At 64.5% G+C, this 23639-nt stretch carries 22 protein-coding genes and 1 pseudogene; 20 read left to right on the top strand and 3 right to left on the bottom strand.

Annotated features, from left to right (window positions below; translation table 11 throughout):
- Positions 1 to 54 precede the first annotated feature (54 nt).
- Positions 55 to 147 (bottom strand): annotated as a pseudogene (locus NG701_RS15040) (aldehyde dehydrogenase family protein); the annotation flags it as partial.
- 147 nt (positions 148 to 294) lie between these two features.
- Between NG701_RS15040 and NG701_RS15035 the strand changes: the two are divergent.
- The 16 genes from NG701_RS15035 (at position 295) to NG701_RS14960 (ending at position 14962) form a co-directional block, all read left to right on the top strand.
- Complete coding sequence (locus tag NG701_RS15035) at positions 295 to 531, top strand: hypothetical protein (protein WP_252568607.1); 237 nt, start codon at positions 295 to 297, stop codon at positions 529 to 531.
- A gap of 72 nt (positions 532 to 603) precedes the next feature.
- Positions 604 to 981, top strand: a complete 378-nt coding sequence (locus NG701_RS15030; protein ID WP_252568606.1) for a cupin domain-containing protein — start codon at positions 604 to 606, stop codon at positions 979 to 981.
- A gap of 162 nt (positions 982 to 1143) precedes the next feature.
- Positions 1144 to 1491 carry a dimethylamine monooxygenase subunit DmmA family protein gene (locus NG701_RS15025; protein ID WP_252568605.1) on the top strand — a complete coding sequence of 116 codons (348 nt, stop codon included), beginning with the start codon at positions 1144 to 1146 and terminating at the stop codon, positions 1489 to 1491.
- A complete protein-coding gene (locus tag NG701_RS15020) occupies positions 1488 to 2465 on the top strand; it encodes a PDR/VanB family oxidoreductase (RefSeq protein WP_252568604.1) in 978 nt (325 codons plus the stop codon). The genes NG701_RS15025 and NG701_RS15020 overlap by 4 nt, the downstream gene beginning before the upstream one ends.
- Entirely contained in the window at positions 2462 to 3517 is a 1056-nt protein-coding gene (locus tag NG701_RS15015) for a heme-dependent oxidative N-demethylase family protein (protein ID WP_252568603.1), read from the top strand. The genes NG701_RS15020 and NG701_RS15015 overlap by 4 nt, the downstream gene beginning before the upstream one ends.
- Positions 3514 to 4050 carry a dimethylamine monooxygenase subunit DmmA family protein gene (locus NG701_RS15010; RefSeq protein ID WP_252568602.1) on the top strand — a complete coding sequence of 179 codons (537 nt, stop codon included), beginning with the start codon at positions 3514 to 3516 and terminating at the stop codon, positions 4048 to 4050. The genes NG701_RS15015 and NG701_RS15010 overlap by 4 nt, the downstream gene beginning before the upstream one ends.
- Complete coding sequence (locus tag NG701_RS15005) at positions 4047 to 5045, top strand: PDR/VanB family oxidoreductase (RefSeq protein ID WP_252568601.1); 999 nt, start codon at positions 4047 to 4049, stop codon at positions 5043 to 5045. Before NG701_RS15010 ends, NG701_RS15005 begins: the two co-directional genes overlap by 4 nt.
- A complete protein-coding gene (locus tag NG701_RS15000; protein ID WP_252568600.1) occupies positions 5042 to 6034 on the top strand; it encodes a heme-dependent oxidative N-demethylase family protein in 993 nt (330 codons plus the stop codon). Before NG701_RS15005 ends, NG701_RS15000 begins: the two co-directional genes overlap by 4 nt.
- Before the next feature lie 138 nt (positions 6035 to 6172).
- Positions 6173 to 7417: an ammonium transporter gene (locus NG701_RS14995; protein ID WP_252568599.1), complete on the top strand. Its 1245-nt coding sequence runs from the start codon at positions 6173 to 6175 to the stop codon at positions 7415 to 7417.
- A gap of 39 nt (positions 7418 to 7456) precedes the next feature.
- On the top strand, positions 7457 to 7795 hold the full coding sequence (locus NG701_RS14990) for a P-II family nitrogen regulator (protein ID WP_252568598.1): 339 nt from the start codon (positions 7457 to 7459) through the stop codon (positions 7793 to 7795).
- Positions 7796 to 8028: 233 nt separating this feature from the next.
- The gene (gene glnT / locus NG701_RS14985; protein ID WP_252568597.1) at positions 8029 to 9399 is read left to right on the top strand and encodes a type III glutamate--ammonia ligase; all 1371 of its coding nucleotides are present in this window, start codon (positions 8029 to 8031) and stop codon (positions 9397 to 9399) included.
- Positions 9400 to 9443: 44 nt separating this feature from the next.
- Positions 9444 to 10352, top strand: a complete 909-nt coding sequence (locus tag NG701_RS14980; RefSeq protein ID WP_252568596.1) for a class II glutamine amidotransferase domain-containing protein — start codon at positions 9444 to 9446, stop codon at positions 10350 to 10352.
- The gene (locus NG701_RS14975) at positions 10340 to 11059 is read left to right on the top strand and encodes a GltB/FmdC/FwdC-like GXGXG domain-containing protein (protein WP_252568595.1); all 720 of its coding nucleotides are present in this window, start codon (positions 10340 to 10342) and stop codon (positions 11057 to 11059) included. The genes NG701_RS14980 and NG701_RS14975 overlap by 13 nt, the downstream gene beginning before the upstream one ends.
- 9 nt (positions 11060 to 11068) lie before the next feature.
- Entirely contained in the window at positions 11069 to 12442 is a 1374-nt protein-coding gene (locus NG701_RS14970) for an FMN-binding glutamate synthase family protein (RefSeq protein ID WP_252568594.1), read from the top strand.
- Positions 12443 to 12463: 21 nt separating this feature from the next.
- Positions 12464 to 13609, top strand: a complete 1146-nt coding sequence (locus NG701_RS14965; protein WP_252568593.1) for an FAD-dependent oxidoreductase — start codon at positions 12464 to 12466, stop codon at positions 13607 to 13609.
- 132 nt (positions 13610 to 13741) lie between these two features.
- Positions 13742 to 14962, top strand: coding sequence for an allantoate amidohydrolase (locus NG701_RS14960; RefSeq protein ID WP_252568689.1), 1221 nt, complete (start codon positions 13742 to 13744; stop codon positions 14960 to 14962).
- 69 nt (positions 14963 to 15031) lie between these two features.
- Here NG701_RS14960 and NG701_RS14955 read toward each other — a convergent pair whose 3' ends face one another.
- A complete protein-coding gene (locus NG701_RS14955) occupies positions 15032 to 15505 on the bottom strand; it encodes a sensor histidine kinase (RefSeq protein ID WP_252568592.1) in 474 nt (157 codons plus the stop codon).
- A 203-nt stretch (positions 15506 to 15708) separates the two neighbouring features.
- On the opposite strand from NG701_RS14955, the gene NG701_RS14950 reads away from it, so the two are divergent.
- From NG701_RS14950 to NG701_RS14940, 3 genes are all read left to right on the top strand, one after another.
- Entirely contained in the window at positions 15709 to 16350 is a 642-nt protein-coding gene (locus tag NG701_RS14950; RefSeq protein WP_252568591.1) for a helix-turn-helix domain-containing protein, read from the top strand.
- 267 nt (positions 16351 to 16617) lie between these two features.
- Positions 16618 to 17907 carry an ammonium transporter gene (locus tag NG701_RS14945; protein WP_252568590.1) on the top strand — a complete coding sequence of 430 codons (1290 nt, stop codon included), beginning with the start codon at positions 16618 to 16620 and terminating at the stop codon, positions 17905 to 17907.
- 417 nt (positions 17908 to 18324) lie between these two features.
- Positions 18325 to 19011 (top strand): HNH endonuclease family protein, encoded by a 687-nt coding sequence (locus NG701_RS14940; protein WP_252568589.1) that lies wholly within the window; start codon positions 18325 to 18327, stop codon positions 19009 to 19011.
- Between the two features lie 13 nt (positions 19012 to 19024).
- Here the strand turns inward: NG701_RS14940 and NG701_RS14935 are convergent, their stop codons facing one another.
- The gene (locus NG701_RS14935; RefSeq protein ID WP_252568588.1) at positions 19025 to 22549 is read right to left on the bottom strand and encodes a DEAD/DEAH box helicase; all 3525 of its coding nucleotides are present in this window, start codon (positions 22547 to 22549) and stop codon (positions 19025 to 19027) included.
- Positions 22550 to 22740: 191 nt separating this feature from the next.
- Here NG701_RS14935 and NG701_RS14930 point away from each other — a divergent pair, with 191 nt between their 5' ends.
- Entirely contained in the window at positions 22741 to 23592 is an 852-nt protein-coding gene (locus tag NG701_RS14930; protein ID WP_056341263.1) for a DMP19 family protein, read from the top strand.
- Positions 23593 to 23639 lie beyond the last annotated feature (47 nt).

The raw sequence follows: 23639 nt of genomic DNA, 5'->3' as shown, positions 1-23639 counted from the left end.
GTCGGGGCGCATCCCGCCCCGGCCCTCCGCCGTCATTATTGAGAAGCCGAAAGGTCAGCCGTTGATTGCCTGCCGAACGCCAAGGGCCTCGAGGCCGTCGACGCCGAATTCCAGGCCGTAGCCGGACTGCTTTTGGCCATTGACGGGTTCACCAATCGGGTGGAGGCGGAGGACGTAGTCCGCCAGCGCATTGGGGAGGGCAACGAACGCGGCAATGCTTCCGAAGAACCGGCTCAGGGAGCCGGTGGGCTGCAAGCTCCATTCGGAAGGGCAGCCGACGCTGTTGGCGGATTCTTGCTGCTCGAAGCGGTGTCGTCGGACCACAGCCACGCAACGTCTGCCCAGGCCGTCGTCGGAACTGCAACTTCCGCTGCGGCGGCCTCGCTGGCAATTATCGCTGTGGAAATTACGACGGCGCTGGTCACCGCCGCGCTGATTGCCCGGCAGGGCCGGCTGCACGGGAGGCGGAGTCAACGCTGGCGCTGCGGCCGGTCCCGGATGCACGATCTCGCAGGCTTAACCAAGACGTAACCGCTCGGAAACCTAGGGCGATTCACTGTAGGTAATCTTGATTTCACCACAGTAACCCTAAGGAGAGCACCGTTGGAAACTTTGATTGGAAACCTGAGTAAGGCCGGAGCAATCCACAAGGTCGAGGATGGCTTCAAGAACCTGCCCACCATGGATGAGCCTGGCACTGAGGCGTTCATCGGCGACTCGCTTTCGAATCCCGAAGGCGCAGCCATCAGTTGCGGATTTTTCGAACTCAAGGCCTCTGAGCCCCTCGTGTACGAGTACACATACGACGAAATGAAGGTCGTTATCCAAGGGGAATTTATCCTCACCGATCAGGCCACCGGGGAAGTCACCCGCGCCAAGGAGCGCGACGTCCTGTTCTTCCCGAAGGGCACCACCGTGAAGTTCGAAACCACGGACTACGCACTCGGTTTCTACACCGGCCACCGCTCTTTTGCCCCCTAAGCCATGGCCTCTGAGTTCACCAGTGTGCCTAGGCCGGCGGCAGTTCCGCCGCCGGCCCGGGCCCGGGAAATCCTAGCCATTTCCTTCACGTCCGCTGGAGCACAGACCGCGGAGGTGTGGCTGAAGCAGTCAGACCCGAGAATTCCTCGGCGCCATGTCCAATTGGACCGGGCCGACAGCGCAACGCTGGCGGACCTGGGCGACGTTGTGGGGAACTCAAAAGTCGGCGTCCATCTGCTGTTCGCCGGGCCGCAGGCGGAGATCTACGCTGCCCGGGCTCAGGCCCTCGGGAGCGGTGCGGTGGACGCGGAAGTCTCCCTCGTGGAAACGGACGCAGGGGAGCGTCGCGTCTACTGTGCCCACTGCAAGGCAACGACCGTAACAGGAAACAGCTTGGGCGCTACCGTCAGCTGCTCCGGCTGCGCTCGCGATCTGATGATCTATCACCATTTTTCCCGCCGCACCGCCAGTTACCTGGGGTTCAAGGCCAATGCTGAGGAGGTTATATGACGGCCACTGCTCTTGCGACCAGGCCCGTCGCGTCCCCTCAATTGGAACTCGAAGTTGTAGGGATCCTGGACCAGACACCGCTCGTCAGAAGTTTCACCTTCCGCGACCCCGAGGGCGGGCAGCTGCCCAGCTTCGTTCCCGGCAGTCATATCGTCGTCCGGTGCGGAGCAAAAGCAAAAGCAAACGCCTACTCGCTCACCGGAAGCGGCCTGCACCCGACCGCATACACGATTTCGGTCCGCAGGGCCGACGACGGAGCTGGCGGTTCCGCGGCAATGCACAGCATCTCCGTAGGGGATACGGTCACCGTATCCCGTCCCCGGAGCGCCTTCCCCCCAGTGTCCAATGCCAGACACCATTTGCTGATCGCGGGTGGCATAGGGATCACTCCGATGCTTTCCCACGCGCGCGCGGCCAACGAATGGGGCAGGCCCAGTTCGTTGATCTACTCTTACCGGCCTGGTGAGGGCGCCCACCTCGAGGAAGTCAGGGCAGCCTGCGCAACAGGATTGACCGAGTGCTCGGACAGGGAGGGCTTCGGCCGAGTGCTGCAAAACGCCCTGCTGACGCAACTTCTCGGCACTCATCTGTATGTCTGTGGGCCAGCAGAATTCATGAACACCGTGCTAACGCAGGCCGAGCTCGCGGGATGGCCGGCCGACCGGCTGCACTCGGAACCTTTCGGGGCAGCTGATCAGGACCCCGGTCAACCCTTTAGCGTGCGGCTCTCCCGGAGCGGAAGACGACTCAGCGTGCCAGCTGGGCAGTCATTGCTGGAGGCGTTGGAGGGCTCAGGAATAGCCGTTTCCAACATGTGCCGGAAGGGCGTGTGCGGTGAATGCGCCGTACAGGTGCTGCGGGGCCGGGTTGAGCACCGGGATTTGTATCTTACAGACGAAGAAAAAGCAGCCAACGACACCGCGATGTGTTGCGTATCGCGGAGCCAAGACCAGGAACTGGAGCTGGACTTATGAGTGTCAGCACGAACGAAATAGGCCGGGACACGGAAGATGCCCTTGCGGATGGCACCGGCATCGGCTCCGGGGTGGATCCGCACCGTCTTTCTGCCCGCATCAAAGCCTTTCCCTTTCCGTTCCGGGAGGACTCCTACCGTTACAGCACCAATGTCGAACCAGCCCTCCACCCAGTGCAAACGGAGGCGGGAAGCTGGGGCGAGCGCATCATCGACATCGACGAGGGCTACCTCGACGAGCAGAGCCAACGCGAGGATGTGCTGAAAAGGGATCCCACGCGGATGCAGCTGACGGACCACATGCAGCCCGCAGTGTGGGACACGATTACCACACTCCTGCCGCTCATGGCATCGACGTACCCCGAGAGCATGCAATTCCAGCGCGAAGGGCGGGCCTGCACCTGGCGTAACGAGCTGCAGGGGTTGGAGATTCAGTTCATTGTCGGCGAGGACGAGTCGTTGCCGATGGGGCCGCTGCGCTTTATCGCCAGCCAGATCCAGGATGACATTGTTCTGCTGGACCAGCGGGAGGGCGCACTGTGGCTGGATGCCGGACTCGTGACTTTTGCCGCCGATTGGTCCATGGGCTTCGATGTAGGCATGCGCTTCCTTGAAGTGCACGGTCCGGTACCCCGCGTTCACGAAGAGAAGATCATCACCAGGGCCCACCAGTTCCTGCTGAGACTGCAGCCAGGCGAACAATACAGACGGACAAACTGGACCATGACCGTCGACCGCCGGCTGGACACCTCTACCGAAACCTACCCGGACTGGGCCCAGGACAGGACCCTGGTAATCACCGACCCTGCGCTGCCGGACAGGCTCCACCTAAGGGTGGAAGTGCAGCACCTGATCAAACTTCCTCACTCAGGAGCACTGCTTTTCCTGGTGCGGACGTATCTGGCCTCACTGCGCGAGATTGCTGCCGTCCCCGCCTGGCGCGAGCGTCTGGGAAAAGTCATCGAAGAGCTTCCGGCCGACATGGCCGAGTACAAGGGCATCGAACGCTACCGAAACGCTGCTGCTTCATGGCTGAAGGGTAGCGAGGGATGACCACCGTGGCCGAAGCCGTGACCGCGCAGACCTTGAGTCGCCGGACGCCGCGCTCGGATGCCCCGCCTTTGGACCCCAGCGGAACGTCCTTTCTCATCATTTCGTACGGCAATGGAGAGAGTTCCAGTGTCGCCAGGCAGTGGCTGGCCGAAGCGCTTGAAATAGCGCCCGTGCAGTGGCTGACGTTCACTCGTTTCACGCCTGATGCCGGGCGCCAGTTGTCCCGCACCCTCTGTTCGAGCCAGAACGGTCTCCGGATCATGATTGTCGGCGGGCAGTTCGACGTGCTGCAGACAACCGCCCTTGCCCTGCGTAGCGGAGCACTGGCGGAGGAGGTGCGCGGCTTAGCCCGCGACGTATCCAGCCTTCCGATCTACTGTGCGCATTGCCGGCAGACAAATTGTGTCACCGGTGAACCGGGGGGCCGGGTGGCCTGTCCCGGCTGCGCCCGGACGCTGGAAATCCACCCGCATCTGTCTGCGGTCCGGGGGAGTTTCCTGGCATCCGACGCCTGTGCCCGGGACGTGCCATGACCACGGCCGTCCAGCAACTTCTTCCCAACGCGGGACACCTGCACCACGCTTTCGAGACGCATCCTCGGGAACTCATCGTTGTGTCGGCCGAGCCTCTGACGCCAGAGATAACCCACTTCGTCTTTGCCGACCCTGCAGGCCGGACCCTCACAGGCTTTGAACCTGGAAGCCACCTGATTATCCAGGCCGGAGATAAACGCAACGCCTATTCGCTCACTGGCGACGGGGTAAATCCGCGCCGCTACGAAATCTCGGTACTGCGCCATGAAACCGGCGGGGGATCCGAATGGCTGCATGCGAATGTGAGCGTTGGCGGCAACGTGCTCGTCGAGGGCCCTCGCTCCATGTTCGCTCCAAATCCGGTTGCGAAGAAGTTACTGCTCATTGCCGCGGGCATTGGCGTTACCCCGGTGCTTTCCCACGCATTGGCCGCAGCCCGGTGGGGCCGCCCCGCAGAGGTCGTCTATATTTACCGACCGGGATCCGCAGCACACTTGGCGGAATTGCGGACACTGGCAGCCAGTTACTCCATGGAACTCTACGAAGCGCATGGCCGGGAGCCGGGCTTGGAACTGATACGCCAGCGACTCCGCCACCAGCCTCTGGGCACGCACGCCTACGCCTGCGGGCCTGCAGACATGCTGGATGACTACCTCGCCCTCGGCCGCGCCGCAGGGTGGCATGACGATCGGCTCCATTCGGAGAGATTTCAGGCGCCAGATCTGGAGCCGGGTGATGCGTTCGGCGTGCGAATCGCGTCCACCGGGCAAGGGTTCACGGTCCAGCCCGGAGTGAGCCTGCTGGAAAAGCTGCTGGAGGCGGGACTCGATGTTCCCAACCTTTGCCGGCAGGGAGTCTGCGGAGAATGCAGGATCCCGGTCCGTTCCGGGACGATCGAACATCGTGACCACGTCTTGAGTAATGAAGAAAGGAATGCCGGCACGGCCATGCTCTGCTGCGTATCCCGTGGACAAGAAATAGAGGTGGACTTGTGAGCGGCAAGACAATTACCAACCTGGTTCACACAACCAACCTGCCTTGGCCGTTTGCCGAAGACCAGGAGCAGTTTCAATACACCGTCAACGTGGAACCCGCTCGCGTGACCAAAAAGACGGCAGCGGGAGAGTGGGGTGCAAACATCGTTGATCTCGGCGGTGACGAGTACCTCCACATCATGACGGAGCGCCGCCGCATCCTGGAAGCCGATCCCTCGCGGGTCCAGATTCTGCCGGGCATGATGCCGGCGTGCTGGGACCTGTTGATGTACTACTTGCGGGATCTGTCGGTGTCCCATCCTGACGTCATGCACCTGGAGGAAAATGGCGATGTTATCCGGTGGAGAAACGACCTCCTGCGAACGGACCAGGTATTCGCCATCGGTGATGAACAATCCCTGCCCTATGACCCCATGACTTTCCTGGGCCGGGAGATCCCCGACGATCTTCTCCTAGTTAAGGAACGGGGAGGACAGCTCTATTTCGACGCCGGTCTGGTCACCTTCGCCGCTGCCTGGTCGGTGACCTTTGATGTCGGAATGAGCTTCAGGGAAATACACGGCCCCGTTCCACGCCTGACAGGGGAAGGAATCACCTCCCGCGCCGAGCAGTTCCTGATGCGCCTGCCGGCGGACCGGGTGTACCGGCGCGTCAATTGGACGCTGTCTGCCTCAGGTTCCCGCAAACTCGACATCAGCCTGGAAGAACTTCCAGAGTGGGGCAAAGACATCCCCCGTCTGGTTGCCGACCGGGATTTCGGGAAACTTCAACTGCGCATCGAACTCGAGCACTTCATCCGTCTGCCCATGTCCGGAGCAGTTACCTTCAGCATCCGCACGTTCATGGCATCACTCGAAGAAATCAAGGCCATTCCCGCCTGGCGGGATCAGCTGGCCCAGATCCTCGCCGCAACCCCCGAGGATATCGCAACCTACAAAGGAATCATCGACTACCGGGACGAAGCCATCCGCTGGCTTCGGAGCAGCTGAACAACCTCCTTCTTCCCCCACCCGGATTCCGGACCTCCTAGGTGATCCTCCTGAGGGTGATCCGGCACCGTACTGCGCCACCGTACTGGGCGCCCGCCTCTTTTTCGTCCAAAGCTAGTCTCTGATTGGAGTTCCCCCATGCCCCAGGCCGACCTCGCGTGGCTCCTTGCCGCGTTCGCCCTCGTTGCCCTCATGTTCCCAGGTCTCGCCTTGTACTACGGAGGCCTCCTGGGGACGAAAAACGTTCTCAATATGTTCATGATGGTGCTGAGCACCCTCGCAGTCACGGCCGTTCTTTATGTCCTATTCGGGTACGGAATGGTCTCCGGAAATTCGGTTGCTGGACTCGGCCTTGTCGGCAATCCGTTTGAATTCCTCGGAATGAACGGATTTGAAGTCGACGACGGATCCGGTGGCGCGCAGCCCATCTACTGGGCAGCATTTTTCGTCTTGTTCGGGGCAATCACTATTGCCATCGTCGCCAGCGGCGCGGCCGGTCGAATGAAGTTCGGTGCGTGGCTCATCTTCGCCGCAATCTGGCTCACGCTGGTCTATTTCCCCATCGCACACTGGGTCTTTACCTATTCAGACGAGGAAACCGGCTACGTGGGCGGATGGCTGCGCAATGCCGTCCACCTCCATGACTTTGCCGGGGGCACAGCTGTCCATATGACCGCTGGTGTTGCGGCCCTGGCCCTGGCGCTGGTCCTCGGCAAGCAAAAGACGCCACAGACCAAACCCCACAATCTCCCGCTCGTGATCCTTGGCGCAGGGATCCTCTGGTTCGGATGGTTCGGCTTCAACGGCGGTTCCGCCGCGGGAGCAAACTTCTTGTCCCAGTACGTTGTGATGACAACGCTCCTCTCGGGATGTGCGGGCATCATCGGCTACCTCGTGGTCGAGAAAATCCGTGACGGACGTGCAACCACCCTGGGCCTGGCCACTGGCGCCATCGCCGGCCTCGTCGGAATCACTCCATCGGCAGATGCGGTCAATCCCCTTGGGGCGCTCGTTGTCGGAATAGCGTCCGGAGCGGTCGTCTGCTGGGCGATCACCTGGAAACAGAAATGGCAGGTGGATGACACTCTTGATGCGTTCGCCGTGCACGGCATCGGTGGAATCGTGGGCACGCTCTGTGTGGTGCTCATCGGGGCAGGATCGGCCCCCGCCGGGGAAGTGGGCATCCTTTTCGGCGGTGACTGGAGCATCCTGTGGCGCGAACTGATTGCCATCGTGGCAACCTGCACCTACGCGTTCGTCATGACCTACGCCATAGCCTGGGTCATGAACAAGACAATGCAGATTCGCGTGGACGAAGAAACCGAACACCGTGGACTGGACGTCGCCCTCCACGCAGAATCGGCATATGCGGCCTCTGAATAGGCCTGGCCAGGGCCGCCCAAACACCATATGAGGAGCACCATGAAAATTGTCACAGCCATTATTCAGCCCTTCAGGCTCGAACAGGTGAAGCAAGCGCTGACCGATACCCTACACACAGGGCTCACGGTCACCGAGGTCAAGGGCTACGGAGCCCAGAAAGGACACGCCGAGATCTACCGTGGAAAAGAATTCCGCGTCGATTTCCGGGCCAAAATCCGCATCGATCTCATCGTCACCGAAGAAGAGGCCGACTCCGTCATTGAGACCATTGTGCTCGCCGCGCGTACCGGAAACCTGGGGGACGGAAAGATCTGGACGCAGGACATCTCCAATGTCATCCGTGTACGGACGGGAGAGCGCGGCAACGCGGCAGTTTAGACGCACGCTGCCAAGCGTTGGGTGTGCCGTAAGCGAGTGAAGACCTCTTGGGTCGGTGGTTTCCACAACTGCCCAACCCAAGAGGTCTTCATCTTTTTGCGGTAGCCCGTCTTCCGGCCGGCTCCTCGTAACGCGGATTTAACATGGCGGCCGAGCCGCTGTAACAACCGATTGGCTACTGTGGTTCAACAAGGTTTACTAGTAGCTAACACCAACCGGACAGGAATGTTTCGATGACGAGTGTCGCAACCCCTGCTGTATCCACTGACCAGGCAGTGCCTGAAACGCACAGAATTTCCCTGGCGGACATCGCGCGCGCCCACAACGTCCGCTTCCTGCTGGCCACCTTCGTGGACATGACCGGCAAGCCCTGCGCCAAGCTGGTGCCGGTCGCGGCCGCAGACGAGCTTGAGAGCGGCACCATGGGCTTTGCCGGCTACGCCGCCGGGCTGATCGGCCAGCAGCCCCAGGACGCGGACCTCATCGCCGTCCCGGATCTGGCCTCCTTCACCCCGGTGCCCTTCATCAAGGAGGGCCTGGCGATCATCCACTGCGATCCGCACGTGAACGGTCAGCCCTGGCCGTATGCCCCGCGGGTGATCCTGAAAAACACCCTGGCCCGGCTGGCCGGGCAGGGCATGCAGGCAAAAGTCGGTGCGGAAGTTGAGTACTTCCTGGTCAACAAGAACGACGACGGCACGCTGAGCACCGCGGACGTCCGCGACGATTCACCCCGCCCCTGCTACGACGCCCGCGGCGTCACGCGGATGTACGACCACCTGACCTCCATTTCAGAGGCGATGAACGTCCTGGGCTGGGGCAACTACGCCAACGACCACGAGGACGCCGCGGGACAGTTCGAACAGAACTTCAACTACGCGGATGCCCTCACCACGGCGGACCGCGTGGTCACCCTGCGCTACATCCTGAACATCCTGGCCGAACAGCGTGGCATGACGGCCACGTTCATGCCGAAGCCGTTCACGGACCGGACCGGCACGGGCCTGCATTTCCACCTGTCCCTGTGGTCCGGTGCCGAGGCACTGTTCCCGGGGGACGACGGCGGCCGCGGCCTGGGGCTCTCGGACCTCGCCTATTCGTTCATCGGCGGCATCCTGGAGCACGCACCGGCACTTCAGGCCTTCCTGGCGCCCACCGTGAACTCGTACAAGCGCTCCGGTGCCACCACCAGCTCCTCCGGCGCCACCTGGTCCCCGCGCAGGGCCTCGTTCGGCGGCAACGACCGTACCCACATGATCCGTGTGCCGGACAACAAACGGATCGAACTGCGCTCGGGCGACGGCTCAGCCAACCCGTACCTGGCCATCGCCACGGCTATCTCGGCAGGGCTGGACGGCGTTGAAAAGACTGTGGATCCAGGCCTGCCGTCAGGCCCCGGCGAGTCCAAGCCCGGCGCCCACCTCCTGCCCGCCACGCTGCTCCACGCCGTCGAAGCCCTGAGAAGGGACCCGGTGATCCTGTCCAGCCTCAGCGGCGACCAGGAAATTGGCAAATACTACGCGGACGCCAAGGAAGAGGAATTCCTGAGCTGGCATAACCAGGTCAGCGACTGGGAAATCCGCACTTACCTGACCTCGATCTGACCAGCCCGACCAAGAATCAGCTCTCCTACGAAAAGGACCCGACCATGTGCGGAATCGCCGCGCTGCAGCTGCGCAACCCCCTGCTGCACCCACAGATGGGCAGCCTCCTGTCCTCGATGATGTGCCAGATCGTGGACCGCGGACCGGATTCCGCCGGCCTGGCCGTCTACAACACCCCAGGCCTCGTCCGCAAAGGCACCTCCACACTCAGCCTCCTGGGCAAAGACCAGGGCATGCCGCTCGATGCCATTACCGCGGGGCTGGGATCCCTGCTGCCGTCCTCGGCCGCCGCCACGGTGCGCGTGGTGGGCGACACCACCCTGGTAAGTGCCGCCGTCGGCACTGACCTGCTCGTGAAAGCGGTCAGCGAGACCCTCCCGGCCGCCACGATCATCGGCCGCGGTGAGCACGTGGCCGTGATGAAGAGTGTGGGCCATCCGATGGAGGTCGCTGCCGAGCACGGACTTGAGGCCATGGCCGGCAGCCAGGGACTGTCCCATACCCGCATGGCCACCGAGTCCGCCGTGACTGCCGGCGGCTCGCACCCATTCTCCGTGGCGGACGACCTTTGCTTGGTCCATAACGGCTCGTTCTCCAACCACGCCACGATCCGCCGTGAACTCAAGCGCGAAGGTGTCGTGTTCGACTCGGACAACGACACCGAGGTGGGCGCCCGCTACGTCGCCTCGCGCCTGAAGCAGGGCGACACCCTGGAAGAGGCCCTGGTAAACCTAGGCAAGGTCTTTGACGGTTTCTACACCCTGGTGGTCACCACCGCGGACAGCATGGCCGTGGTCCGGGACCCCATCGCCTGCAAGCCGGCCATCATCGCCGAAACCGACGATTACGTGGCCATGGCCTCCGAATACCGTGCCCTGGCAGCGCTGCCCGGCATCGAAACAGCCCGCATCTTTGAACCGGAACCCGGAAAGGTCTACACATGGTCACTCTGACAGCCCCCGAAAACGCGGAAAAAACTCAGGACTCGTTCAGCGTCGATTTGGCCGGCAGCCCCGTCCGGGACCTCAACCAGGCCCTCCACAACGCGGTTGACGGCCAATCTTGGACCGTTACTAGCCCCGGCGGCAAGCACAGCCTCGCCGTCGGCATATCAGCGGACGTGACTGTCAGCATCGAAGGCCATGCCGGCTACTACGCGGCCGGGATGCATCAGAAGGGCGACGTGACCATCACCGGAAATGCCGGCGTCGGCCTCGCCGAAAACATCATGTCCGGCCGGGTCCACGTGACGGGCGACGCGTCCCAGTCCGCCGCGGCCACCGGCCACGGAGGCCTGGTGGTCATCGACGGCAACGCGGGTGCCCGTTGCGGGATCTCCATGAAGGGCGTGGACATCGTAGTGGGCGGAAACATCGGCCACATGTCCGCGTTCATGGCGCAGGCCGGACGCCTGGTGGTCTGCGGCGACGCCGGCGAAGCCCTGGGCGATTCCATCTACGAGGCCCGGATCTACGTCAAAGGCACCGTGGCCTCCCTCGGCGCCGACTGCATCGAAAAACCCATGAAGGCCGAACACATGGACGAACTCCGCGAGCTGCTGGCCGCGGCCGGCCGCACCGACAACTCTGCCGAATTCAAGCGCTACGGCTCAGCCCGGAACCTTTACCACTTCCACGTCGACAACTCGACGTCGTACTAGGAGGCCATCATGACCGTCACCTCACTGCCCCAAGAGGCAGCGCTCCCCGCGCAGAGCATTCCCACCCAGGACATCGCTGAACTGGGCCTGCGCGAGTCCGCCACGTTCGACCGGGCCACCATCGCCGACATCCAGCGGGCCGCCGCCACCGGCGTCTATGACATCCGCGGCTGGGGCGCCAAGCGCCAGCTCCCGCACTTTGACGACCTGCTGTTTCTCGGCGCCTCCATGTCCCGCTACCCGCTTGAGGGCTACCGCGAAAAGTGCGATACCGACGTCGTCCTCGGCGACCGGCACGCGTCCAGGCCGCTGCACCTGCAGACCCCGGTGACCATCGCCGGGATGAGCTTCGGCGCCCTGTCCGCCAACGCGAAAGAGGCGCTGGGACGCGGCGCGTCCGAGGTAGGGACCTCCACCACCACGGGCGACGGCGGCATGACCCCTGAGGAGCGCGGCCAGTCCAAGCATCTGGTGTACCAGTACCTCCCGTCCCGGTACGGCATGAACCCGGACGACCTGCGCAAGGCCGACGCCATCGAGATTGTGCTCGGCCAGGGCGCCAAGCCCGGCGGCGGCGGCATGCTCCTGGGGCAGAAAATCACCGAACGAGTGGCCGGGATGCGCACCCTGCCGGTTGGGATTGACCAGCGCTCGGCAAGCCGGCACCCGGACTGGACGGGCCCGGACGACCTGGAAATCAAGATCGGCGAGCTGCGCGAAATCACCGACTGGAAGACCCCCATTTATGTCAAGATCGGCGCCTCCCGGCCGTACTACGACACCGCCCTCGCCGTGAAGTCCGGCGCCGACGTGGTGGTGGTGGACGGCATGCAGGGCGGCACCGCCGCGACGCAGCAGGTCTTCATCGAAAACGTCGGCATCCCCACCCTCGCCGCCATCCCGCAGGCCGTCCAGGCACTTCAGGAACTCGGCGTCCACCGCAAGGTGCAGCTGATCGTCTCCGGCGGCATCCGCACCGGGGCCGACGTCGCCAAGGCCATGGCGCTGGGGGCGGACGCCGTCGCCATCGGGACTGCCGCGCTGATTGCCCTCGGTGATAACGATCCCCGCTACGCCGCTGAATACGCCGCCCTGGGTTCCGCCGCCGGGTTCTACGACGACTTCCAGGACGGCCGCGATCCCGCCGGCATCACCACCCAGGACCCGGAGCTCGCCTCCCGGCTGGACCCGGTAGCCGCCGGCCGCCGCCTCGCCAACTACCTGCGCGTCCTCACCATGGAAGCGCAGACCATCGCCCGGGCCTGCGGCAAGTCGCATCTGCACAACCTCGAACCGGAGGACCTTGTGGCGCTGACCATCGAAGCCTCAGCCATGGCCCGCGTTCCCCTGGCCGGCACCAGCTGGATCCCCGGCGCCAAGTAAGCGCCGGAACAGGAGCCCACGATGACCGATTCCTCCGACTATGTGGTGGTGGGCGCCGGCCTGGCCGGTGCTGCCACAGCGTGGCAGCTCGCGGCCCGCGGCCACCAGGTCACCATCTTGGAACGCAACGTCCCCGCCAGCCACGATGCCAGCTCGCACGGGTCCGCCCGGATCTTCCGCTACGCCTACCCGGACCCCTTCTATACCCACGCGGTGCAGGAGTCCAAGGAACTGTGGGACGTCCTTGCGCTGAACAGCGGCTCCCGGCTGATCACCCCGGCGGGGGCCGCGGACTTCGGCTCCGAACGCCACCCGCGGCTGCTCGCCGGGGTACTGGCCGGTGCGGGGATCGGGCACGAGCTGCTGAACGCGGCCGAGGCCTCGGCGCGCTGGCCGCAGATCGCCTTCGACACGGAAGTGCTCTGGCACCCGGACGCGGGAGTGATCGACGCCGAGACCGCAGTCAATGCCATGGTGGAGCAGGCGGTCAGGCACGGCGCCCGGCTGCTCACCGGCTGGCAGCTGCAAGGGCTGGACAAGACAGCCGCCGGCTACCGGCTTCGCTCGGTTGCGGGGGAAAGGTTCGACGCCGGCAATGTAGTAATCAGCGCGGGCGGCTGGCTGCCGGGGCTGCTGGGGGGTTTGTCCCTTCCCTCGGGCTTCCTGGCCGGGCTCCCGGAAATCACGGTCCGGCAGGAGCAGGCGTTCCACTTCCGCTACAGGGAACCGGAAACCGCCACCCCCTGGCCGACGTTCATCCACAAACGTGAGGACATCCAGGTCTACGGCCTTCCCGGCGGACGGGACGCGGACTTTGCCGGGCAGAAAGTGGCCGAGTACAACGGCGGCCGGTTCCTTCCCAGCGCCGCGGCACAGACCGGTGAAGTGAACCCCGCCAACCGCAGCCGGGTGGTGGACTACGTCCGCAGCTTCCTGCCCGGCCTTGACCCGGAACCGTACGCCGAGACCACCTGCCTGTTCACCAACACGCCCAACGAGGACTTCATCATAGACCGCGTCCACAACCTCACCATTCTCTCGCCCTGCTCCGGCCACGGCGCGAAGTTCGCACCGCTGATCGGCCGGTGGGCGGCTGACCTTGCCACCGGAGCGGCCAATGTGCCGCTGCGTTTCCGAACCGCGACGACGGCGGTCAGCAGCCGCTGAGTGTCACCCATCACCACCCACCGCCCGCACCTCGAGAAACGGACCCCCGTGACCGCTCCCCTGACTTCCGCAACCCGCCCGACTCAGGCGTCCGCGGCCCGGCCGTCCACAACGCAGCCGCCCGCAGCCACGGTGAGCGGCCTCTTGAGGGATATTGCCGCCGTCGGACGCGACAGGACCCGCGGAGGCTATTCACGGCCTGTGTTCTCCAGCGCGGAAACCGAGCTGCGGAGCTGGTTCATGGAGCAGGCCCGGCGGCGCGGGCTGGACGTCAACACTGACCACAACGGAATCATCTGGGCGTGGTGGGACACCGCCGCCGGCACACGCCGGAACGCCGTGGTCACGGGCAGCCATCTCGATTCCGTGCCCGGCGGCGGTGAGTACGACGGACCGCTGGGGGTCGCGTCGGCGCTGGTCGCCGTCGATGTTCTGAAGGCACGGGGCCTACGGCCACGGCGGCCACTGGCCATAGCCGTCTTCCCGGAAGAGGAAGGGTCGCGTTTCGGCGTGGCCTGCCTGGGCTCGCGGCTCCTCACCGGCGAACTGGATCCGGACAAGGTACGCCGGCTCAAGGATCCGGAAGGCAACACCTACGCGGATGTCGCCGCGGCCAACGGCCAGGATCCCCGGATCATCGGCGCCGACTACAAAACCCTCCAGCAGTTGGGCGTGTTTGTGGAGCTGCACGTCGAACAGGGCCGGGGCCTGATCGACCTGAACCAGCCGGTGGCCATCGGCTCGTCCATCCTTGGCCACGGCCGGTGGAAGCTCAGTATTCTGGGGCAGGGAAACCACGCCGGAACGACGCTCATGAAAGAGCGGAAGGACCCCATGATTGCCGCCGCCAAGGTCATGGTGGGCATCCGCGACACGGCCCGGAAATACCGGGACGCCCGGGCCACCGTCGGCCGGCTCCAGCCCGTCCCCGGCGGGACAAACGTGATCGCCTCCCGGGTGGACCTGTGGATCGACGTCAGGCATCCGGACGATTCCGTCACCGCAGCGCTGGTGGAATCCATCGGGCTCAACGCCCAGGTCCTGGCCGCCGAGGAAGGCTGCACCGCCAGCCTCACCATGGAGTCCCTCAGCCCCACCGTGCACTTCGACGCGGGGCTGCGGGACAAGTTGAAGGGGCTGCTTCCGGCTGCGCCCGTCCTGGACACTGGGGCGGGGCACGACGCCGGTGTCCTCAGTTCGCAGATCCCCACCGCGATGCTGTTCGTCCGCAATCCCACCGGCGTCTCGCATTCGCCCGACGAACTCGTGGAGGACTCGGACGCCGAGGCGGGTGCCGCAGCGCTCGCGGACTCGCTGGCGGGGCTCCTGGGTGAGACGCGCGTCATCGGGTAGTGCTGCCCGGGCGCTCCCTGGCACAGCCTGGGCGCGAACTGGGGGCGAATAGCTTGGCTGGTTCCGGCGCTAATCCAGGGGAAGAGTGATGGTTATTTGGGCGCCTTGGCCCGGAGCGGAGTCAATGGCGATGGTGCCATGGGCTTCGTGCACGGCCATGGTCATCAGGCACAGGCCGTAGCCATGCTTCCTGCAGTTGAGGGCTTGGCCCTCAGAGCTGAAGCCGACGCCCTTGTCCGTGACGGTCAGTCGGATGCCGTGGAAAACGGCTGCCAGTCGGACGGTCACCTCTGTGGCCTGTGAGTACTTGAACACGTTGGTGAGTGTTTCCTGCGCGGACTGGTAGAGCAGCGCGGCGCAGGCCATCGGTATTTCGACGCCGTGGTGAGGGGTCTCCCAGCGGACCGAGACCCCGCCCTGGCGCAGCGGAATGGTCAGTTTGTCGATGCAGCCGGCCAGTCCCCGGGTGTGGAATTCAACGGTGTGGTCATCCGTGATGGCGCCGCCGACGGTACGTTCGTCCAGAGCTGCTGCTTGACTCACGGCTTTCCCTGCTTCCTTGCGGTCCCTGCTGAGTGTTCGCCCACGTGGTCTGGTTGGATCGGTGTGCTCTTGGTTCAATATTGACTTCCGAGCATCAAGGATTCCGGCCGTTATCCGCAGCGTTCGGGCAGGGTTCGGCAAGCTTGGCAGTTCCGCAGGTTCTTCGCCTGGCAGTGCAGGCGGAGCCACCTATGATGGCTCTTATGACCAATGACGCCCGGGAAGAATCCGCCGCGACTACTCCTACGCCCGGCGGGGAGGCCGCCGCCAACATGGGCGCTTTTGCCGGGAAACTCGAGCAGGTCATTGCCACCCAGGTCCGGCACTACCGCACCTCCAACCGCCTGTCCTCAGCGGAGCTTGCAGCGAGGACGGGGCTGTCCAAAGCCATGATCTCCAGGATCGAAACGGCCACCACATCGTGTTCACTGACCACCCTGCAGCGCCTTGCCGACGGCCTGAAGATCCCCGTCACTGCCCTCTTCCGGGGCGCGGAAACGGACCGCGATGCCACGTTCACCAGAAGCGGCCAGGGCAGCCTGACAGTGCGCAGCGGCACGCAGCACGGCCACGAATACCGCGTGCTGGGCACACTCAAGGGCCGCACCGACGCCTTGGAACCCACCCTGGTCACCCTCACCGACGCTTCCGACGTCTTTCCGCTGTTCCAGCACCCGGGAACGGAGTTCATCTACATGCTGGCCGGAAAAATGGTCTATGGGCACGGCGCCTACGAATACGCGATGGAGGCGGGGGACTCACTCCTGCTCGACGGCGAAGGGCCGCACGGGCCGCTGGAGCTGCTGGACCTGCCCATCCGGTTTCTGGCTGTCTCCGCCAAGTAATCCTGCACGACCGTCCTGTAATCCTGCACAACCGTCGTGCCGTTACTCAAGGCCGAACTGCACTTGCGGGACGTGTGAAACTCACATGCCCGTGACTGAAACGTTGATTTAACCAGCCGGAAACCCACCGGCCTTTAGCGGCCATACAGTTGGAATCAGACGGCAATCGCTGCCCTCCGATGAACGTGGTACTGACTCCGCGTCCCTCCTCCGGAGCGGCTCTCCGGGCAATTTCCGTTCTCTCTTCGCATCACGAAAGGGGTTCCTATGGATTCGGGAAATGTCGCTTGGATTCTGGCCAGCTCGGCGCTGGTCTGCATGATGATCCCGGCCCTGGCCCTGTTTTACGGGGGCATGGTGGGGTCTCGTCGCATTCTTAACATGATGATGATGTGCTTCGGCGGCGCCAGCCTGGTGGCTGTGCTCTGGGCACTCTTCGGCTACTCGATGGCCTTCGGCAATTCCGTGGGCGGCCTGGGACTGATCGGTGACGTCACCGAATTCCCGGGCATGGGGCAGTTGCTCGCGGCAGATGAGGCAGCATCGATTCCGGTCATACTCTTCGCTGCATTCCAGCTGTTCTTCGCGTGTGTCACCACGGCCCTGGTTGCGGGAGCGGCAGCCGGACGCATGAAGTTCGGCGCGTGGATGCTGTTTGCCGGGATCTGGGCCACCATTGTCTACTTCCCCATCGCACACTGGGTGTTCGCCTTCTCCTCTGCTGACGGCAGCGTTACCGGCGGCTGGATCGCGAGCGGCATCAAGGCAATCGACTTCGCCGGTGGAACCGCTGTGCACATGAACGCCGGCGCCGCGGCCCTGGCCCTGGCACTCGTCCTGGGCAAGAGCTCCGGCTGGCCCAAGATGGAACACACCAAGCCGCACAGCAGGCCGCTCGTGCTCGTTGGTGCAGGACTGCTCTGGGTAGGCTGGTTCGGTTTCAACGCGGGGTCCGCGCTGTCCGCCGGCCAGTCCGCTTCAGTGGTTTTTCTGAACACTGCAGTGGCGGCTTCTGGCGGGCTCCTCGCCTGGGCGTTGATTGAGCGACTCCGTCACGGCGCGGCCACCAGCATGGGCGCAGCGTCCGGCCTCATCTCGGCCCTGGTTGCCATCACCCCCGCCTGTGGCGCTGTCAGCCCGCTTGGTGCACTGGCCATCGGCGCGATCGCCGGTGCCGTCTGCTCCCTGGCCATCGAACTGAAGTTCCGCCTCGGCTATGACGATTCACTCGACGTCGTAGGCGTCCACCTCGTGGGAGGCATCCTCGGCACCCTGCTTATCGGCCTGTTCGCCACCGACGCGGCCCCGAACGGCGTGAGCGGCCTCTTCTACGGCGGCGGGGTTGAACTGCTGGGTGTCCAGGCCCTGGCTACGGTCACAGTGCTCGCCTACTCATTCGGGATCACGTGGATCCTGGCGAAGATCCTGGACAAGACGATCGGTCTGCGGATCAAGCCCGAGGACGAAATGCGCGGTATCGACATCGCCGCGCACTCGGAGCTTGCCTACCTGACGGACGAAGATCCTGTGGAACTTGGCTCTCCGCACCGGGCCTGATAGCGGGCGCCCCTGTGACAGTCGGTTTGGATCGCAGGGCCTGAAGGAGGCGTACCCGAAGGCAGCAATACCTTCAAACAATAAATAACGAGTCCGGCCGAGGGCCGAACCGCGGACCGGTGCCAGCACCCGCTGGCTTATAGTTCCGCGGTTCGGCCCACAGTCGTGGAGCCGCGAGTCGGTGAACCTCGGGGTCTGGCTCAGGAACCGATTTAGAAACGGTCAGGGTTGGTGGCCAGATGGGCGGTTCCCAATAGGCGCTTTCCCGAGTCTCAGGCGTTCTGACGTGACGGACTCCACTCTTGGGCATGACGGATCAGGGCGGCCGGCGCTAGTAGCCTGTTCACCTCCGCCGCACTCCTGAAGGACATAACGATCAACCGCTCCGCCGCCACCAAAGCCCTGACGCTGTTCACCATGCTGCTTCTCGCCAGCGCCCTCACCGGTTGTGACGCCGCAGCCCAGGCCGCAAACAAGGTGGCCGAAGCTGTCAGGGAAGCACCGCCGTCGGGCAACGCCGGCGAATTATCTGTGAGCCCAGCCGACGTGGCAACGGCCCTCGCCCAGCTGGAGACTATCCCGGTGAAGGGGCGCGCACCCAAGACCGGCTACACCCGCGAGGAATTCGGCCCCCCGTGGGCGGACGTCGACCGGAACGGCTGCGATACCCGAAACGACATCCTCGCCAGGGACCTCGACGGCGAGACGTTCAAGCCCGGTACACAGAACTGCGTCGTTGCCACCGGTACGCTGGCCGACAAGTACACCGGCACAACCATCAACTTCGTCCGCGGCAACACCACCAGCTCCGCCGTCCAGATCGACCACCTCATCGCCCTCAGCGACGCCTGGCAAAAGGGCGCCCAGCAGCTCAGCGCCGAACAGCGCAGGCAGCTGGCCAACGATCCCCTGAACCTCCTGGCTGCCAACGGGGCAACCAACAGCGCCAAGGGCGACAAGGATGCGGCCACCTGGCTCCCGCCAAACAAGGCGTTCCGGTGCGAATACGTAGCCCGGCAGACCGCCGTGAAGGCCAACTACAGCCTGTGGGTCACCCAGGCCGAGCGGGACGCGATCGCCGGTATCCTGACAGCCTGCAGTTAGGCCTTGATCGCGCTCAGTCCTTGAACAGCCCCGCGAGGTCCTCGGCCGTGATCGACCCGCTGGACAGGGCGTCGCCCTCCATCACATCCGCGAACAGCTGCGACTTCCGGGCCTTCAGCGCCATGACCTTTTCCTCGATCGTGTCCTTGGCCACCAGCCGGTAGACCATGACATTCCGAGCTTGCCCGATCCGGTGCGTCCGGTCCACGGCCTGCGCCTCGGACGCGGGGTTCCACCAGGGATCGAGTAGGAAAACGTAGTCGGCCTCGGTCAGGTTGAGCCCAAATCCGCCGGCCTTCAAAGAAATCAGGAACACCGGCGCGCTGCCGTTCTTGAATTCGTTGACGACGTCGGTTCGGTTCCGGGTGCCGCCGTCGAGATAGCAGAACTCGATCTTCTCCTCCACAAGCCGCTCGCGGACCTTGCCCAGGAACCCGGTGAACTGGCTGAAGATCAGCGCCCGGTGGCCCTCGGCCACCAGGTCCTCCAGCTGCTCGAACAGCACGTCCAGTTTGCTGGAGCGGACGCCGGACAGCGACGGATCCACCAGCGACGCGTCCAGGCTGAGCTGGCGGAGCAGGGTCAGGGACTGGAAGATGGTGAACCGGTTCTTGTTCACGTCCTCGATCAGGCCCAGGATCTTCTGCCGTTCCCTCTGCAGATGCGTCTGGTAGACCTTCTGGTGGCGCGGGTTCAGCACCACCTCCAGGATCTGCTCCTGCTTGGGCGGCAGGTCCTTGATGACCTGGTCCTTGGTGCGGCGCATCATCAGCGGGCGGACCCGACGGCGGAGCTTGTCCAGCTGCCCCTTGTCGCCGTTCTTTTCCACCGGCTTCTGGTAGTACTCAGCGAACCGCTTGGGGCTTGAAAACAGGCCCGGCGCCACGATGGAGGTCAGCGCCCAGAACTCCATGAGGTTGTTCTCCAACGGCGTGCCCGTGATGGCCAGCTTGAACGCCGCGGGCAGCTTCCGCGCGCATTGGTAGGCCTTGGACTGGTGGTTCTTTACAAACTGGGCTTCGTCGAGCACCAGACCCGCCCAGGTCTTGGAGGCATAGGAGTCGTAGTCGATCCGGAACAGTGCGTAGGACGTGATCACGATGTCCGCGCCGCCGAGTTCAACGGCCGCATCCTGGCCGTTCTTGGCAAAGGTTTCGCTCACGATGCGGACCGTGAGGCCGGGAGCGAAGCGTGCGGCTTCCGCCGCCCAGTTGCCCACCACGCTGGTGGGGGCAACCACCAAAAAGGGAGTCCCGCCGTCGGACGCCGGAACGTCGGACGCTGCTACTTGAGCCGGCGCGCCCGCTGCTGAACCCGGAGCCGTGCCAGCCGCCGCAAGCTCAGCAGCCTGTTCCTTCGCGGCGCACATCAGGGCGAGTGCCTGCACGGTCTTGCCCAGGCCCATGTCGTCGGCGAGGATCCCGCCCAGGCTGTGCCGATACAGGAAGCTGAGCCAGTTGTAGCCTTCCAGCTGGTACGGCCGGAGCTCCGCATTGAGCGAGGCAGGCAGCGGCAGCCCGTTGATCCCGCCTTCAAGCAGCCCGCCCACGGCCTCACGCCAGGCTGCTGCCTGCTCGTCCACGATGCCCAGCTGCGCGAGCTCGTCCCAGAGCCCGGCCTGGAAACGGCTGATCTGCAGCGGGGCATCCTTGTTGTCCTGCAGCGAGCGGGCCTCCTCGATCAGGGCGCGCAGCTGGTGCAGTTCCGGCAGGTCCAGCGAGAAGTAGGCGCCGCTGGGCAGGAGCATCTTGGTCTGGCCCGCGGCCAATGCGGAGAACACGGCGGCGAAGGACACCGGCTGGCCCTCGAGCGAAATCTGGATGCCAAGGTCGAACCAGTCGCGCTGTTCCGTGGCCTTGGTGGAGATGGAAACGACCGGCGCTTCCTCGGCCTCGCGGTAGTCGGCGATGTCCCCGGCAGTATCCACTGATACGTCTGGCGCGTTCCGGAGTTCGGGCAGGACGTCTTCGGTGAAGGCCAGCGTGTCCAGGCCACTCAGTTCGGCGGACGCGGACAGGCGTGGCGTGCCCCAGCCGCCGGTGGCCGATTCGCCCAGGGCCGGAACAACGTTCCACGGCTGGCCGATGCCCTCCAGGATGCGGGCCTCGGCGGTGTCGTCGCGGTAGCCGTGGTCGCCGGGGTGACGCCACAGCGGTTGGGCCGTGACCAGGTTTCCGGACTTGTAGTGCCATTCCCAGTGCAGCCGGACCCGGTGGTCCGCGCCGTAGTTGGCCAGCAGGGAAAGGGTCGGGAGGGCCAGGGCGGGCAGAGCCACCGACTCGTCCGTCGCCGTGACCCGGGCTGCCTGCTTGAGCTTCGGGTAGAAGCCGGTGAGGAAGCGCGTCTCGTCCTTCGCCGGAATGTGCAGCGTGCTGCCAGCCGTGACGAAGGTCAGCAGCTCCTCGCTCAGACCGCTTTCCAGCGGGGCCAGCGTGATCACATTCTCCGCGGAAACCCCGGGCAAAGCCTCCCCGCCCGTGGTCAGGAAAATGCCGTGCGCGGGGCGGCCAATGGTCCCCACCGACGCTGGATCAACGTCTTCCCCCTCAACGGTGATGGTGGGCGCGAGCTCCAGCCCGCCGTCGTCGGCCCCTGTGCCGGGAGCTACTGTGCCGGGAGCGACCTCCGGGGTGGCAGTGGCGGGATTGCCGGCGTCACTGGAAGGCGAGCCGTATCGGCTCAAATTAAGCCCGACGGCGGCGGGAGACTCCGCGAGCCGCACGGGCTCAGTGCCGCGGCTGTGAACCAAGGCGAGGCCGATCTTTTTGGCGTCGACGAGCAGGCCCCACATGTTCTTCCCGGCGAACGTGTTCAGGCCCAGCCACAGCGCGGAGGAGTTATGAACCCGGTTGGCGGCGGCGGTGTGTGCGGCCAGGAATGCCTGCATCCACTCGATGTGCGCCTCGTTGCATTCGCGGCGGAAGTTCAGGTAGCTCAGGGTGTTCCAGGAGACGTCGCCGCGGATCCACTTGCCCTTGGCGCCCATAATCACGGGCCGGGCCTTGAGCTGGCGGACGCTGCGGAGCGGGTCGCGGCGGCCTGTGTAGGAGAAGTGCGGCGCCGGTTCCTCGATCTCGAACTGGAGGGCCAGCGGGATGCCGCTGATGGACTGGGTGATGCCCGGCTGCGAAATGAGCGGGCTGAGGGCCTGCTCCCAGTCGGCCAGGTCCAGGTTGGCGGGTTGGCGGGAAAGCCGGGAAACTTCAGCCGGGGCAAGGAGCTGGACGCGGATGGCCGGGTTGTCCTCGGCGGCGAACAGCAGCGCGGCCACGTGCTTGCAGTCCTTGCGGACGGGGCAGCTGCAGACACCCACGGTGCAGCTCCAGCCGCCCGATTTCCGCACCAGCTTGGCCGTGGTGGAGTAGGGGACATCGGCACCTCCCCGGACCTTGCCCAGCATCAGCCCGGTGGCGGCGTCGAACGACATTCCGGCAACCCGGCTGCCCATGGCATACGCCAACCCGGCCGCGAGGGAGCGGTCGTTAATGGCGGGGGTCTGTATTGCCAGTGCCGCACTCTCGTCCGGTTGGGATGGCATGGTGCGCGCTACTTTCAGCTGGCCACGGGGGTGCCGTGTCCGATCGGAGGTTATCTGCTTCATCTTAGTTCGCCCGGCGGGAGCCTGAAACTTCGCCTGACGTTCACTTCCGCCTCAACACGGCGCCGCCCCCGCCGACGTAGCGTGAAAGTGTCCCTAGCAGCACCCGGCATTCAGCAGTGAGGAATCCCATGACCATGAGCCAGAACCCCGTCGTCCTGACGAAGGCCAGCATCGATGCAGGCAGCGAGGAGGTTGTAGATGCCAACGTTCACGTGGTGAACGCCATGTACGGGAAACTGCTCGACGCCGGCGAGATCGCGCCCGCGGCGCTCGGCAGCTACTACGTTGACTTCTACGTCACGCAGTCCTTGGAGGGCGGTTTCGCCCAGTACGTGTTCACCGCGGACCGGGACGAAGTGGACCCGCTCATCCGCGAGGGCCTCGCCGGGATGGGCGCAACCGCCCACCTGGAGCTCTTCAACCGGACCGTTGCGGCGTTTGATGCCTTGTCCGAGGAAGACGAAGAGCGCTACCTCGACGGCGACCTGGACACCGAGGAAGAGTCCACCGACGCCGTGCGCACCATTGAAGAGCTCGACGGCGAGTTCGAGGAGCTGTTCGAAACCGAAAACATCACGGCCCTCAACGCCGCCTGGCTACTGTCCCAGGAGGGCCTGCTGGTGCTCGACGACGAGGAGCTCGACGCCTACATCGAGCGTCAGGTTGCGCTCATCCCCAACCTCGAGGAGCGCCAGGCCGCGGCCGATGAGGAAGCACTGGAGGACGCCCCGGATTTCGAGGTCATCATCCGCGAACTGTGCGACATCGCCGGCTACACGCTGCAGAAAATCACCATGGGTGACCCCAACTACATGCACGACGGCGAGAAGACGCTGGCCTGGCACTTCACCACGGACCACGGCGACTTCATCATGGTGGAGGACGACGAAGAGGCGTTCATGATCAACCCGGAGACCCAGGAAATCGTCGCCGCCGTTGAGTTCGAGGAAGCGGACGACGACGAGATGATCGACGCGTAGGACCCTCACCACGGTCCCGGGCCGGGTTCGTCGGAAGTTTTCCGGCG

This window comes from Pseudarthrobacter cellobiosi (assembly GCF_023913815.1).
GTDB lineage: Bacteria > Actinomycetota > Actinomycetes > Actinomycetales > Micrococcaceae > Arthrobacter > Arthrobacter cellobiosi.
This window is presented reverse-complemented; position numbering and strand designations above follow the sequence as displayed.

Excerpts from the sequence above, each read along its gene's own strand:
- NG701_RS15020 (WP_252568604.1), top strand. The coding sequence starts at position 1,488 with ATGACGGCCACTGCTCTTGCGACCAGGCCCGTCGCGTCCCCTCAATTG.
- NG701_RS15015 (WP_252568603.1), top strand. The coding sequence starts at position 2,462 with ATGAGTGTCAGCACGAACGAAATAGGCCGGGACACGGAAGATGCCCTT.
- NG701_RS15010 (WP_252568602.1), top strand. The coding sequence starts at position 3,514 with ATGACCACCGTGGCCGAAGCCGTGACCGCGCAGACCTTGAGTCGCCGG.
- NG701_RS15005 (WP_252568601.1), top strand. The coding sequence starts at position 4,047 with ATGACCACGGCCGTCCAGCAACTTCTTCCCAACGCGGGACACCTGCAC.
- NG701_RS14995 (WP_252568599.1), top strand. The coding sequence starts at position 6,173 with ATGCCCCAGGCCGACCTCGCGTGGCTCCTTGCCGCGTTCGCCCTCGTT.
- NG701_RS14990 (WP_252568598.1), top strand. The coding sequence starts at position 7,457 with ATGAAAATTGTCACAGCCATTATTCAGCCCTTCAGGCTCGAACAGGTG.
- glnT (WP_252568597.1), top strand. The coding sequence starts at position 8,029 with ATGACGAGTGTCGCAACCCCTGCTGTATCCACTGACCAGGCAGTGCCT.
- NG701_RS14980 (WP_252568596.1), top strand. The coding sequence starts at position 9,444 with ATGTGCGGAATCGCCGCGCTGCAGCTGCGCAACCCCCTGCTGCACCCA.
- NG701_RS14975 (WP_252568595.1), top strand. The coding sequence starts at position 10,340 with ATGGTCACTCTGACAGCCCCCGAAAACGCGGAAAAAACTCAGGACTCG.
- NG701_RS14970 (WP_252568594.1), top strand. The coding sequence starts at position 11,069 with ATGACCGTCACCTCACTGCCCCAAGAGGCAGCGCTCCCCGCGCAGAGC.
- NG701_RS14965 (WP_252568593.1), top strand. The coding sequence starts at position 12,464 with ATGACCGATTCCTCCGACTATGTGGTGGTGGGCGCCGGCCTGGCCGGT.
- NG701_RS14950 (WP_252568591.1), top strand. The coding sequence starts at position 15,709 with ATGACCAATGACGCCCGGGAAGAATCCGCCGCGACTACTCCTACGCCC.
- NG701_RS14945 (WP_252568590.1), top strand. The coding sequence starts at position 16,618 with ATGGATTCGGGAAATGTCGCTTGGATTCTGGCCAGCTCGGCGCTGGTC.
- NG701_RS14940 (WP_252568589.1), top strand. The coding sequence starts at position 18,325 with ATGCTGCTTCTCGCCAGCGCCCTCACCGGTTGTGACGCCGCAGCCCAG.
- NG701_RS14935 (WP_252568588.1), bottom strand. The coding sequence starts at position 22,549 with ATGCCATCCCAACCGGACGAGAGTGCGGCACTGGCAATACAGACCCCC.
- NG701_RS14930 (WP_056341263.1), top strand. The coding sequence starts at position 22,741 with ATGACCATGAGCCAGAACCCCGTCGTCCTGACGAAGGCCAGCATCGAT.